This is a genomic window from Arthrobacter sp. K4-10C, assembly GCF_059090085.1.
The window spans coordinates 178,787-191,813 of sequence record NZ_JBNHFI010000009.1; the positions used below are offsets into that span (position 1 = coordinate 178,787).

Below are 13,027 nucleotides of genomic sequence, written 5' to 3' on the forward strand. Positions count from 1 at the left end.
CGGAGGCAGCCTCTGGGCCCCGGACAGCAGCTAGCCCGCCTCTGCCAGTTGCCCCCGGAAGGCCCGTCGGTAGGACTGCGGGCTGGTGTCGAGGACCTTGGCAAAGTGGTGGCGCAAAAGGACCGGATGGCCAAATCCGGCTTCCCGGGCCACCTCGTCGATATTCAGGTCGGTAGATTCCAGGAGCTCCTGCGCCCGGAGGACCCGTTGCGAGTTAAGCCAGGCCGCGGGTGTTGCGCCGGTCTCCGACCGGAACTTCCTGGCAAAAGTCCTGGGTGACATGTGCAGCCGGGCCGCCAGTTCGTTGACCGTATGCTCACGGTCCAGGTTTTGCACCATCCAGCGCAGCAGTTCCTCCATGGGCGCCGAGCCGCAGGTGGGCATGGGCCGGTCGATGAACTGGGCCTGGCCGCCGTCGCGGTGAGGCGGAACCACCATGTCCCGGGCGATGGCGGCGGCAACATTCGCCCCGAGTTCCAGGCGCACCAGGTGAAGGCAGGCGTCAATGCCGGCAGCAGTTCCGGCAGAAGAGATGATGTTGCCGTCCTGGACATAGAGGACGTTCTCGTCCACCTGTGCCTCCGGACAGGCCTCAGCCAGGTCGTGGGAGTAATGCCAGTGCGTGGTGCAGCGCCGGCCATCCAGGAGGCCTGCACGGGCCAGCGCGAACGCCCCGGAGCAGATAGACATGACCCATGCTCCCCTGGCATCGGCGGCGCGGAGTGCTTCGAGCACCGACTCCGGCAGTTCCTGGTCCCGCCCATAGGGAGCCATGATCACCAGGTCCGCGTCTACAGTGGCTTCCAGTCCCAGGCTGACGTTCATGGAGAGCCCTGACTTGAGCCTGACGTTGCCCGGCTCGGGAGTGCACACCCGGAAATCGAAAGCCGGAACACCCGTGCCCCGGCCGGACCTGTCAATCCCGAACACCTCGCAGGCCGTTCCAAACTCGAACATCGAAAAGTTGGGAACGACGATTACGGCTACCGATTTCAGCATACTTCTATTATGGCAGGAATTTTAGGTTTTTGGGCATTTCTGCCACTGTTGAGTTGGAGCGCCGAAGAGAAGCATGGACCCATGGAAATCTTCGCAACCCTCATCGTCATCCTGCTCCTGCTCCTTGCTGCCGCCACCATAGCAGCGCTCCTCCGCGACGGACGGGGGCACACCCCTCCCGTCAGCTCACACGAGGAATGGTCCGCCCTGGACCTGCCCAGCACCAGCTACAGCCTCCGCATCTTCTAGCAACCTCCAGCAAGTAAAAAGAACGCCGCAGGCAGTCGAACCGGGGGTGCCGGCCCCGCCGCAGTAGACTGTCTGCAGCCATGACATTGCATATTTCGTATCCCGCCGAGCTGCCGGTCTCCGAGCGTCGCGAGGACCTGATGGCCGCCATTGCCGCCAACCAGGTGACCATCATCGCCGGCGAGACCGGTTCCGGAAAGACCACCCAGATCCCCAAGATGTGCCTGGAGCTCGGCCTGGGCGAGAACGGGCTGATCGGCCACACCCAGCCGCGCCGGCTAGCAGCGCGCACGGTTGCAGAGCGCATCGCCGAGGAACTGGGCGTTGAGATCGGCCAGGAGGTTGGCTTCCAGGTCCGATTCACCGGCGAGGTCAGCAAGTCCACCAAGGTCAAGCTGATGACGGACGGCATACTGCTGGCAGAGATCCAGCGGGACAAGTTGCTGCGCAAGTACAACGCCATCATCATCGACGAGGCCCATGAGCGCAGCCTCAACATCGACTTCATCCTCGGATACCTGAAGCGGATCCTGCCTCAGCGTCCGGACCTGAAGGTCATCATCACCTCGGCCACGATCGATCCCGAGCGCTTCGCCAACCACTTCGGCACCACGGAAGAACCTGCGCCCATCATCGAGGTCTCGGGCCGGACCTACCCCGTGGAGGTCCGCTATCGCCCCCTGACCCAGCCCAGGGCTGACGACGAAGACCCCTCCGACGACGAACTCGAGGAGGACCGCGATCCGCTGGACGCCGTATGCGACGCCGTCGACGAGCTCGCCAACGAAGCACCAGGGGACATCCTGGTGTTCTTTTCCGGCGAGCGCGAGATCCGGGACGCCGCGGACGCACTGCAGGCCCGCATCCAGTCGAACCGCCGGCTGGCCGGCACGGAGGTCCTTCCCCTCTTCGCGCGCCTGAGCCTGCAGGAACAGCACAAGGTCTTCCACCCGGGCAGCAGGCGCCGGATCGTGCTGGCAACCAACGTTGCGGAAACGTCCCTCACGGTGCCCGGAATCAAGTACGTGATCGACACCGGAACGGCCCGCATCTCCCGTTATTCGCACCGCACCAAGGTCCAGCGGTTGCCCATCGAACGTGTGTCCCAGGCGTCGGCAAACCAGCGGTCCGGGCGCTGCGGCCGTGTCTCGGACGGCATTGCGATCAGGCTCTATTCGGAGGAGGACTTCGAGTCCCGGCCACGGTTCACCGACCCGGAGATCCTGCGGACCAACCTCGCCGCAGTCATCCTGCAGATGACCGCCATGGGGGTAGCCCGCGGCCCCAAGGACGTGGAGGATTTCCCGTTCGTGGAGCCTCCCGAAACAAGGGCAATCAACGACGGCGTCATGTTGCTCCGCGAGCTCGGCGCGCTGGTTGCCCCGAAGCCGCAGAACGCCGAAGGTAACGGCAGAAGCGGCAGCGGCCTCACCGCCGTCGGACAGAAACTTGCGCAACTGCCTGTGGATCCCCGGCTGGGCCGGATGATCGTGGAAGCCGGGAAACGCAACTGCGTCAGGGAAGTCATGATCCTGGCTGCGGCGCTCACCATCCAGGATCCCCGCGAGCGCCCCACGGACAAGCAGCAGCTTGCGGCAGAGAAACACAACCGGTTCCGGGACGAGAATTCGGACTTCACCGGCTACCTTAACCTGTGGAACTACCTGCAGGAAAAGCAGCAGGAATTGTCCTCATCGGCGTTCCGCCGCCTCTGCCGCAGCGAGTTCATCAACTACCTGCGAGTGCGGGAGTGGCAGGATTTGTTCGCCCAACTGCGGCAGCTGGCCCGCCCGCTGGGCATCAGCCTGGACAACAAACGCCTCGCCGATCCCGTTGGGAACCACGACGGGATCCACATCAGCCTGCTGTCCGGGCTCCTGAGCCACATCGGCATCCTGGACGAGCGCAAGCGCGAGTACGCGGGTGCCCGCGGCAGCCGCTTCGCCATCTTCCCTGGCTCTGCCCTGTTCAAGAAGTCCCCCACGTTTGTGATGGCCGCCGAACTGGTGGAGACCAGCAGGCTGTGGGCACGGGTTGCGGCGAAATTTGATCCCGCCTGGGCCGAGCAGGTGGCCCCGGACCTTGTGAAGCGGAGCTACAGCGAGCCGCACTGGTCCACCCGCCAGGGTGCGGTGATGGCCTACGAGAAGGTCACGCTTTACGGCGTTCCCATCATCGCCCAGCGCCGCATCAACTACGGCAGGGTTGACCCCGTCGTCGCCCGCGAACTCTTCATCAGGCATGCCCTCGTCGAGGGGGACTGGCGCACCCACCACAAGTTCTTCCACCGGAACCGCGCACTGCTGCAGGAGGTGGAGGAGCTTGAAGCCCGGATGCGCCGCAGGGACCTGCTGGTGGACGATGAGACGCTGTTCGAGTTCTACGACGCCCGGGTCGGCCCGGACGTGGTCTCCGAGCGCCACTTCGACAAGTGGTGGAAGGAAGCACGGCAGCAGAACCCGGACCTGCTGGATTACGACAAGTCCCTCCTCCTCAGCGATGACGCGGATGACCTGGACGAGGCCGCCTATCCCAGGACCTGGCTGCACAAGGGCTTCGAGCTGCCGCTTACCTACGAGTTCCATCCGGTGGCTCCAGGCGCCCCGCCCGATCCGTCCGACGGCGTCACCGCGGAAGTGCCCGTCTTGTTCCTCAACCAGCTGGACGACGCCGCGTTCCGCTGGCTGATCCCCGGCCAGCGCGTGGAACTGGTGACCGCCCTGATCAAATCGCTGCCCAAGCAGATCCGCAAGAACTTCGTTCCGGCCCCGGACGTCGCCCGCCAGGCGGTGGCGGTCCTTGAGTCGGACTTCGATCCCGCTTCTGACGAGCTGGAACCGTCGCTGGAACTGGCCCTCCGGCGGATCCGCGGCGCTATCATCCCGCCAGGGTCCTGGAACTGGGACGCCGTTCCCCCGCACTTGCGCGTCAGCTTCAAGGTTGTCGACAGCAAGGGCAAGGTCCTTGACGAAGGCAAGGACCTTGCGGCCCTCCAGGAGAGGCTCGCGCCCGCCACCCGGCGGGCGATCGCAGAGTCGCTGGGCGCCACGCCGTCGTCCGCCGCACCCGGCAGCCGGGCAGCCGGCAGCCAGGCCCGGCAGAAAGCAGGCAAGGCGGACGACGGCGGCGCGCGGCAGGCGCCGCCCGGCCCTGTGCACGGAGCCTCCGCACCTGCCGGATTCGTGGAGCAGGACGGCCTTACGGAATGGAACTTCGGCACCATCCAGCGGGAAGTCAGCAGCATGGTGAAGGGACACACCGTCATGGGGTACCCTGCCCTGGTGGACCAGGGCACAACCGTTGCGCTCCGGGTTTTCCAGACGCCCGAGGAGCAGCTGGATTCGATGCGCGCCGGTGTGATCAGGTTGCTGGCGCTGCGTGTTCCCTCCCCGGACCGCTACGTGCTCGAGCACCTGAGCAACACCGAAAAACTGACGTTCAGCCAGAACCCGCACGGCTCGGTGTCCGCACTGATCGCCGACTGCGCACTTGCGGCCATCGATAAGCTCACCCCGGCGGAGCTGCCGTGGGACCGGCAGGCCTTTGATGCCCTCTACGAGTTTGTCCGGGCGGAACTGATCGACACTGTGTTCGGCGTGACCGCGGTGGTGGAGCGCGTCCTGGCCACCACCAGGCGCATCGAGAAGCAGCTGAAGGGGACCGCCAGCCTGGCGCTCATCAGCGCGCTCAACGACGTCAAGAGCCAGCTGGAGCAGCTGGTTTACCCCGGCTTTGTGGCACGCACAGGCTATGCGCAGCTCAGCCAGCTGCCCCGGTACCTTGCTGCCATCGAAAAGCGTCTTGAACGGCTGCCGGGCAACGTCCAGCGTGACGCCCTGAACATGGCGGTGGTGCAGCGGCTCGAGGACGATTATGACGAAGCCGTCGCGGCGCTGCTGCCGGGACGGCGAGCCGGCCGCGAGTTAACCCAGGTGCGCTGGATGATCGAGGAACTTCGGGTGAGCCTGTTCGCCGTCGAACTTGGAACGGCCTACTCGGTGTCCGAAAAGCGGATCCGCGCCGTGCTCAACAAGGCGCTGGCACCGGCCTAGGAACCTCCAAGGAAGGGTGTCCCGGCGCAGGCCGGGACACCAGGGGTTCAACTGGCGGGAACGAACTCCCCCCAGCCGGCGTCCCGCAGCCCCCGGCGGAGTTTTTCCGCGTTCGCGTCGAGGACTTGGGGGTCGGGGTTCTGGTCCGCAGAGGCAAAGTTGAAGTCCGCCATGCTCCGTGAGGGCCACACATGCACGTGAAGGTGGTTGATTTCGTAGCCGGCTACGATCAGCCCGGCCCGCGGGGCGTCGAAGATGTCCACCTGGACGGCACCGATCCTGCGGGCAACCTCCATCACCCGTGCCAGGGTCTCGGGTGACGCGTCTGTCCAGCGGTCCACTTCCTCGGTGGGAACCACCAACGTGTGTCCGTCAGCCAGAGGCCCGGTGGTGAGGAAGGCCGCTACATCATCCTCCCGCCACACAAACCGGCCCGGAATTTCCCCGTTGAGGATCCTGGTAAAGAGCGTGCTCATGCGTTTGCCTCCTTGGCGGGTGCCTGCAAGGTGCTGGTGTCCAGCACGAACCGGTACTTCACATCTCCTGCGACCATGCGGTTGTATGCCCCATTGAGTTCGTCGGCGCCAACTATTTCGATATCGGCCACCACGCCATGCTCGGCGCAGAAGTCCAGCATCTCCTGCGTTTCGGCGATCCCGCCGATCAGCGATCCTGCATAGGCGATCCGGCGGCGGATCAGGGCACGGGGATTGACCGGAGGCATGGGCTCGGAGGGCAGACCCAGCTGGAACAGCGCACCGTCCACGCGCAGGGAGCGGAACAAGGGGTTCAGGTCATGCGGGGCGGCGACGGTGTCGATGATGACGTCGATGGTCCGGTTTGCCGCGGCCATTGCGCCTTCGTCCCGGGAGAGGACCACCTCGTCGGCTCCGAGCTCCAGCGCGGCAGGGACCTTGGACTCCGACGTGGTGAAGACCACCACCCTAGCGCCCATGGCTTTTGCCAGTTTCACCGCCATGTGCCCGAGTCCGCCCAGGCCCACCACGCCCACAACGTCGCCTTCTTCGACGTCGAAGTGCCGCAGCGGGGAAAACGTGGTGACGCCGGCGCACAGCAGGGGCGCGACGGCGGCCGGGTCAAGTGATTCCGGGACCCGCACGACATAGCGGCGGTCAACAACGATGGACGACGAATAGCCGCCCTGGGTGATGGCGTCGCCGTTCCGCCGGTCGGTGGACCCGTACGTGCCTGTCATTCCCTTTTCGCAGTACTGCTCCAGCCCGTCCAGGCAGCTCTCGCATTCCCTGCAGGAGTCCACGATGCAGCCAACGCCCACCCGGTCGCCCACGGCAAAGCCGGTAACCCCGGAACCCACCCGGCTGACGGTTCCCACGATCTCGTGGCCCGGCACCAGCGGGTAGGCCTGCCCGCCCCATTCCCCCCGGGCCGCGTGCACGTCGGAGTGGCACAGCCCGCAGAACTCAATGGCGATCTCGACGTCGTCCGGCTGGGGCGCGCGCCGGGCGACGGTCAGCGGGACCAGACCGCTGTCAGGGGACACGGCACCGTACGCGGCGCCAAGTGTTCCGGTGCCGGTGGCGGGAAGAATCGGTGTGGCAAGGGGCGGCGGTACGGGGCGTCCAGGGGTCATAGTGCGACGCTACCCTTGCGGCCAGCCAACTTTCCAGCCGGCGAAAACCTGCCACCGGGTTCGGCGCCGGTGGCCACGGGCAACTCCTGGTTGTTGGACCACTCGGAGAAGGAGCCGGCATATAGTGCGGCGTTGAACCCTGCCACTTCCAGCGCCGCCACCTCGTGCGCCGCTGTCACCCCCGATCCGCAGTACACGGCAACCTGGATTCCATCGCGGACGCCCAGTCCCTGGAACCTGCTTCGCAGCTCTTCCGCGGGCAGGAAGCGTCCGTTCCCATCCACGTTGTCCGACGTCGGTGCACTCACCGCCCCGGGGATGTGCCCGGCCCGCGGGTCGACAGGCTCCACCTCGCCGCGGTACCGCTCCCCCGCCCGCGCGTCGAGCAAGAGCCCGGCGACCGGCCAGGTGGCGGCAGCACCGGCGTCGAGCACCGGCATCCTGCCGTCGGCCAGCACCACATCCCCGGGCTCCGCCGTGACGAGACCCTGCTCCACCGGAAAGCCCTGGCCACGCCAGGCGGCCAGGCCGCCGTCGAGCAGGTAAACCTCCTGGAGCCCGGCGTTCCTCAGCATCCACCATGCCCTCGCCGCAGCCATGTTGGCGCTGTCATCGTAGGCCACCACCACGTCGCCGTTGTTGATGCCCCACCTTCTCGCTGCGGCCTGGAACTCCGCCGGGGCCGGGAGCGGATGCCGTCCCCGCGCCGGAGCCGCGGGCGCCGCGAGCTCGGTGGCGAGGTCCACGAAGACGGCCCCAGGCAGGTGCCCCCCAAGGTAGTGGTCGTGCCCATGCGGATCCCCCAATGCCCAGCGGACATCCAGCAGCACTGTGTGCCGGCCTTCAGCGAGGCGGGCGCCCAGCGTGGTCACGTCCATCAGGGGGTTCATCTGACTCCTTTGGTGGTGCTTACTCCAGCGGTTCCCACTTTAGGCCGCTGCCCGCCCGGCTGCAGGTAGGCTGGGTTGGTGAAGATCGAGGGTGGCGGCGGCCGGGACGGCGGCAACGGTGGGGACAGGGACTGGACAGGCCGCGGGTTGTCGGACCGGGAGTGGGCGGATCAGGCGATCCGCACCATCAGGGCTGAAAATAACCGCTCGGCGGACACCCACCTCTACGCCGTGCCACTGCCGGAGCACTGGGGAGTCCAGCTCTACCTGAAGGATGAATCGACGCACCGCTCCGGCAGCCTGAAGCACCGGCTGGCGCGCTCGCTGTTTCTGTTCGGCCTGGTCAATGGCTGGATCAGGGCGGACACCACCATCGTGGAGGCCTCGAGCGGCAGCACCGCGGTGTCCGAGGCGTACTTCGCGCAGCTGCTGGGCCTGCCGTTCATCGCGGTCATGGCCCGGAGCACCAGCCAGGAAAAGATTGCACTGATCGAGCAGTTCGGCGGTTCCTGCCTCCTTGTTGAGCACGCGTCCGATGTGTACGCCGCAGCGGAAGAGGTGGCCGCCACGTGCAACGGGCACTATATGGACCAGTTCACCTATGCGGAGCGGGCCACGGACTGGCGCGGCAACAACAACATTGCTGAATCGATTTTCGGGCAGCTTGAACTCGAGGAGCATCCGGTGCCCGAGTGGATCGTGGTGGGTGCCGGCACCGGCGGAACCAGCGCCACCATTGGCCGCTACCTGCGCTACCACAGCCACCCCACCCGGCTGCTGGTAGTCGATCCAGAGAACTCGGCGTTCTACCCGGGGTGGCGCGGCGGAACGGACAGTGTTCCGGCCGGCCTGCCGTCCCGGATCGAAGGCATCGGGCGGCCACGGCTGGAGCCAAGCTTCGTGCCCTCGGTGATTGACCGCATGGTCCAGGTTCCTGATGCCGCCTCGGTGGCTGCCATGCGCCACCTTCACGTCCTCGCCGGCCTACACGCGGGCCCGTCCACCGGCACCAACCTGTGGGGCGTCTGGGAGACCATCGCTGAGATGGTCGCCGAAGGCCGGAAAGGCAGCATCGTCTCGCTGATGTGCGACGGCGGTGAACGCTACGCGGGCAACTACTACAACCAGGACTGGCTGGAATCACAGGGCCTGGACCCCCGCCCGTACGAAGCCGTGATCAGGACTTTCTTCGACTCCGGGCGATGGGACCCCGATACCGCCTAAACCTCCACGGACTCCCCCGCGCGAAGGTGGGCGTACTCGGTGCCGTACTTTGCGCCGATCCTCTTGACGTGGCCCTCCACGATTTTCAGGCCGTTGTCATTGAGCAGTCCGTCATGGATCTGGAAGGCCCGGGGCGCCCGCACGCTGATCACGAAATCAACCACTTCGGCTGCCTTGCTCCACGGTGCGTGCAGCGGAACCAGCAAGGTCTTGACGCTGATGCCGTCCGGAACGATGAATGAGTCCCCGGGGTGGTAGACGTTGTCATCGATGAGGTAGCCGATGTTCGGCACAACCGGGATCTGCGGATGGATCAGGGCGTGCTGGCCACCGAAGCTCCGCACAGTGAAACCCGCAACATCCATTGACTGGCCCGGTTCCACCGCGTTGACCCGGGCGGTTGCTTCCGGGGCTTCAGTCCGCAGGTGATCGGCCACCCCCGCCGGAGCGTAGACCGCCAGGTGCATGTTGCTGCGGAGTGCCTCCACAACCGCGTGAACGTCGATATGGTCGGCGTGCTCGTGCGTGACCAGCACCGCTTCCGCACCGGCCAGCGCCTCCGTTGCCTCGGAGAGATTCCCGGGATCCAGGACAAGTACCCGGCTGTCCTTATCGAGACGCACGCACGCGTGGGTGTATTTGGTCAGCTTCATAGCGCCAGCCTAGGGTCCTGCCCGGAACGGTGTCCACGAGGCTGTGGCTGGTAATCTGGATCTTTGCCACCATCCCACGGAAGTGAGTCCATCCATGCCGCTCGGCGCCAAGGCTGATTCCACCACGCCATCCCCGGCCACGGGCGGCAAGGAACAGCGCGTCACCAAGCAGCGCCGCGCCGTCAGTGCTGCGCTGGATGAGCTGGATGACTTCGTCAGCACCCAGGAGCTGTACCGGATCCTGCAGAACCAGGGCGTATCTGTCTCGCTCGCCACTGCGTACCGGATCCTCCAGTCCCTCGCCGATGAGGGTCTGGTGGACGTGCTGCGCAACGGTGAAGGAGAAGCGGTCTACCGGCGCTGCGCGGTGACTGCCCACCACCACCATTTGCTGTGCCGGAACTGCGGCAAGGCTGTGGAGGTGGAGGCACCTGCCGTCGAGACCTGGGCCGCCCGGACCGCTGCCGAGCACGGATACAGCGAGGTGGCCCACACGGTGGAGATTTTTGGCCTCTGCCCCGACTGCACTGCCCTGAAGGCTGCAGGCGGGCTGTAAAAGCCCGGCCGGCACCGGCAGCTACTGTGCCTGCAGGACCCGGCCGTTTATTCCCTTGCCTGCCCGGGCTGACCCGATGATGCGGCACACCACGTAGATCAGGAAAGACAGTGTGGTGACATACGGGCTGATCGGGATACGGCCGCCCAATGCCAGCAGGATCCCGCCCACCGTTGCAGTGACGGCAAAAACCACGCTCAGTGCCACCACCGCCACCGGCGAAGACGTTACCCGCAGTGCGGCTGCGGCAGGGGTGATGAGCAGCGCGAGCACCAGGAGGGCCCCCACCACCTGGATGGAAAGAGCCACGCTGATGCCCAGCAGGATCATGAAGACGATGCCCAGCCTGCGCACGGGAACGCCCCGGGCCTCGGCGAGCTCGGGGTCAACGCTGGCGAAGTTCAGTGGCCGCCAGATGACGGCCAGCGCCACCATGACTACCAGGGCGGTTCCGGCGAGGGCCTGGAGCTGGACGGTATCCACCGACACGATCTGCCCGGTGAGCAGGCCAAATTTGTTGGCCGCACGGCCCTCGTACAGTGACAGGAAGAGGATTCCCAGGCCCAGGCCGAACGGCATGATGACGCCGATGATGGAGTTTTTGTCCCGCGCCCTCACGCCCATCAGGCCGAGGAGGAGCGCCGCGGCCACTGACCCGACGAGGGACCCGAACACGATGTCCGCGCCGATCAGGAGTGCGAAGGCCGCCCCGGCAAAGGACAGCTCGGAGATCCCGTGGACGGCGAACGCCAGGTCGCGCTTCATCACGAACGTGCCAACCAGGCCGCCCAGGAGACCCAGGACGGCGCCGGCCCAGATGGAGTTTCGCACCAGGACCAGCAGTTCGCCGTAGTTCTCGAAGTTGAAGATTGCCGCCAGGATACTGTCTGCGTCCATCAGGCGGCTTCCCCCGCCAGTGCATGGGACTCGGAGTGGTGGTGGGTGGTCGCATCCGGAAGCCCGACCACCACCATCCGGCCGTTGGCGTGGATGACTTCGACGTGGCTGCCGTAGAGGCCGGAGAGGACTTCCGTGGTCATGACTTCCTCGGGGGTCCCCACTTTGAACCGGCCCCCGGCCAGGTACAGCACCCGGTCGACGTAGTCGATGATGGGGTTGATTTCGTGGGTCACGAACACCACCGCGCTGTTCCGCTCGCGGCACTGCTTGTTGATCAGCGCGCTCACAGCCTGCTGGTGGTGCAGGTCAAGGGACAGCAGCGGTTCGTCGCAGAGTAGGACCTGGGGATCCGTGGCCAGTGCCTGGGCTACCCGGAGCCGCTGCTGCTCGCCGCCGGAAAGCTGGCCCACCGGTACATTTGCGTAATCGCTGGCGCCCACCAGTTCCAGGAGCTCGTCAATCCTGCGGTTTGCCGTGGAGAAAGACAGCCGCAACCCCCAGCGGTGGCCGTCCACCCCAAGCCCCACCAGGTCCCTGGCACGCATGGGGGTGTCGGGGGCGAATGACTTCTGCTGCGGGATGTACCCGATCAGGCTGCTGCCGCGTTCAACCGGCCGGCCACCCAGTTCAGCTTTTCCCTGGTGCAGGCCCTGCAGGCCGAGCAGGACTTTCAGGAAGCTGGTTTTGCCGCTTCCGTTGGGACCAAGCACGGCGAAAAACTCACCGGGCTTGATGTCCAGGTCCAGGTCCTCCCAGAGCGCCCGCTTGCCGAATCTCAAGGACGCTCCGGTGAGGCTGACGACGGGTTTCAACTATTTGCTCTCCAGAACTTTGCTGATGTTGTCCACATTGTCCGTCATCCACTGCAGGTACGTCTTGCCATCGGGCAGGGTTTCGTTGAAGTCGACAACCGGAACACCGGCCGTTTCGGCTGCTTTCTTCAGCGCTTCGGTCTGCGGGCCCTCAGTCTGCTGGTTGTAGGCGAGGAAGCGGACCGACTTGGAGGCTACGAGGTCGGTTGCGGCCTTGAGCACGGCCGGCGGAACATCCGAGCCTTCCTCGATCGCAGCAGTGTAGTCCTCCGGCGTTGCGTTCACCAGTCCTGCATCCTCCAGCAGATAGAGCGGAACGGGCTCGGTAACGGCCACCGGCGACCCTGCGGCAGTGCCCTTGACGGAGTCAAGCCTGCCGTGCAGTTCCTCGAGGCTGGACGTGAAGTTGGCCGCGTTGCTCTCGAACGTCTGCGCCGAAGCCGGATCCAGCTCGGCCAGCTTCGCAGAGATATCGCCGGCAAGCTGTTCCATCGCGTGCATGCTGTACCAGACATGCTCGTTGAACTCGCCATGGTCGTGGGCGTGCTCATCCGCCCCTTCCGGCTCCGGCGCTGTGGCCTCCGCGGTGGCTTCCTCCCCTTCCGGATGCGCGAGCCCGGAGAGTTCCACGGCGTTCAGGACCTTGCCGGCGTCAAGATTGCTGTCCTCTGCGAGGGTATGGATGAAATCGTCATAGCCCCCACCGTTTTCAATGACGAGGTCCGCCTTGGATACCGCCAGCCGGTCCTGGGCGGTGGCCTCATAGGAGTGCGGGTCCTGGCTGGTCTTGCTGATGATGGCGGTGACGCTGACCTTGTCCCCGCCGATGGCCTTGGCGATGTCCCCATAGACGTTGGTGGAAGCCACGATGTTGATGCCGTCAGCGGCTTCCGTCGCTGGCTCTGCCTGGGGGCTGCAGGCACTGAGCAGGAGTCCCAGCCCGGCAAGGGCGGCAACGGACGAACGGGCAGCGGCGGATCGGCGCACGGAGAAACCTCGGTTCACTGGGTGGGGAAGCGACCAGTCAAGTTTATACCTAAATAGGAATCATTCCTATCTAGGTACGGAAGCACTGGCCCC

12 protein-coding genes are annotated in these 13,027 nt (G+C 65.7%); 4 read left to right on the top strand and 8 right to left on the bottom strand.

Going from position 1 to position 13,027, the window contains the following annotated elements; genetic code table 11:
- Positions 1-30 precede the first annotated feature (30 nt).
- Complete coding sequence (locus AC5RUU_RS14250) at positions 31-999, bottom strand: GlxA family transcriptional regulator (protein WP_493975848.1); 969 nt, start codon at positions 997-999, stop codon at positions 31-33.
- A gap of 81 nt (positions 1,000-1,080) precedes the next feature.
- Between AC5RUU_RS14250 and AC5RUU_RS14255 the strand changes: the two genes are divergently transcribed.
- Both AC5RUU_RS14255 and hrpA read left to right on the top strand, forming a co-directional pair.
- Entirely contained in the window at positions 1,081-1,248 is a 168-nt protein-coding gene (locus AC5RUU_RS14255; protein WP_493975849.1) for a hypothetical protein, read from the top strand.
- Positions 1,249-1,328: 80 nt separating this feature from the next.
- Positions 1,329-5,300: an ATP-dependent RNA helicase HrpA gene (hrpA, locus tag AC5RUU_RS14260; protein WP_493975850.1), complete on the top strand. Its 3,972-nt coding sequence runs from the start codon at positions 1,329-1,331 to the stop codon at positions 5,298-5,300.
- 47 nt (positions 5,301-5,347) lie between these two features.
- On the opposite strand, the gene AC5RUU_RS14265 is transcribed toward hrpA, so the two are convergent.
- From AC5RUU_RS14265 to AC5RUU_RS14275, 3 genes are read right to left on the bottom strand one after another with little or no spacing between them, the layout of a single operon-like run.
- Positions 5,348-5,776 carry an HIT family protein gene (locus AC5RUU_RS14265; protein ID WP_493975851.1) on the bottom strand — a complete coding sequence of 143 codons (429 nt, stop codon included), beginning with the start codon at positions 5,774-5,776 and terminating at the stop codon, positions 5,348-5,350.
- The gene (locus AC5RUU_RS14270) at positions 5,773-6,912 is read right to left on the bottom strand and encodes an NAD(P)-dependent alcohol dehydrogenase (protein WP_493975852.1); all 1,140 of its coding nucleotides are present in this window, start codon (positions 6,910-6,912) and stop codon (positions 5,773-5,775) included. Before AC5RUU_RS14270 ends, AC5RUU_RS14265 begins: the two co-directional genes overlap by 4 nt.
- On the bottom strand, positions 6,909-7,802 hold the full coding sequence (locus AC5RUU_RS14275) for a sulfurtransferase (protein WP_493975853.1): 894 nt from the start codon (positions 7,800-7,802) through the stop codon (positions 6,909-6,911). Before AC5RUU_RS14275 ends, AC5RUU_RS14270 begins: the two co-directional genes overlap by 4 nt.
- 147 nt (positions 7,803-7,949) lie before the next feature.
- Between AC5RUU_RS14275 and AC5RUU_RS14280 the strand changes: the two genes are divergently transcribed.
- Entirely contained in the window at positions 7,950-9,026 is a 1,077-nt protein-coding gene (locus AC5RUU_RS14280) for a PLP-dependent cysteine synthase family protein (protein WP_493975925.1), read from the top strand.
- Here the strand turns inward: AC5RUU_RS14280 and AC5RUU_RS14285 are convergent.
- Positions 9,023-9,679 carry an MBL fold metallo-hydrolase gene (locus AC5RUU_RS14285; RefSeq protein WP_493975854.1) on the bottom strand — a complete coding sequence of 219 codons (657 nt, stop codon included), beginning with the start codon at positions 9,677-9,679 and terminating at the stop codon, positions 9,023-9,025. The two genes, AC5RUU_RS14280 and AC5RUU_RS14285, sit on opposite strands and share 4 nt — an antisense overlap.
- Before the next feature lie 94 nt (positions 9,680-9,773).
- Here AC5RUU_RS14285 and AC5RUU_RS14290 point away from each other — a divergent pair, with 94 nt between their 5' ends.
- Positions 9,774-10,235, top strand: a complete 462-nt coding sequence (locus AC5RUU_RS14290; RefSeq protein ID WP_493975926.1) for a Fur family transcriptional regulator — start codon at positions 9,774-9,776, stop codon at positions 10,233-10,235.
- 21 nt (positions 10,236-10,256) lie between these two features.
- Here AC5RUU_RS14290 and AC5RUU_RS14295 read toward each other — a convergent pair whose 3' ends face one another.
- From AC5RUU_RS14295 to AC5RUU_RS14305, 3 genes are read right to left on the bottom strand one after another with little or no spacing between them, the layout of a single operon-like run.
- Positions 10,257-11,132: a metal ABC transporter permease gene (locus tag AC5RUU_RS14295; protein ID WP_493975855.1), complete on the bottom strand. Its 876-nt coding sequence runs from the start codon at positions 11,130-11,132 to the stop codon at positions 10,257-10,259.
- On the bottom strand, positions 11,132-11,947 hold the full coding sequence (locus tag AC5RUU_RS14300) for a metal ABC transporter ATP-binding protein (RefSeq protein WP_493975856.1): 816 nt from the start codon (positions 11,945-11,947) through the stop codon (positions 11,132-11,134). The genes AC5RUU_RS14295 and AC5RUU_RS14300 overlap by 1 nt, the downstream gene beginning before the upstream one ends.
- A complete protein-coding gene (locus tag AC5RUU_RS14305; RefSeq protein ID WP_493975857.1) occupies positions 11,948-12,934 on the bottom strand; it encodes a metal ABC transporter solute-binding protein, Zn/Mn family in 987 nt (328 codons plus the stop codon).
- Positions 12,935-13,027: the final 93 nt, after the last annotated feature.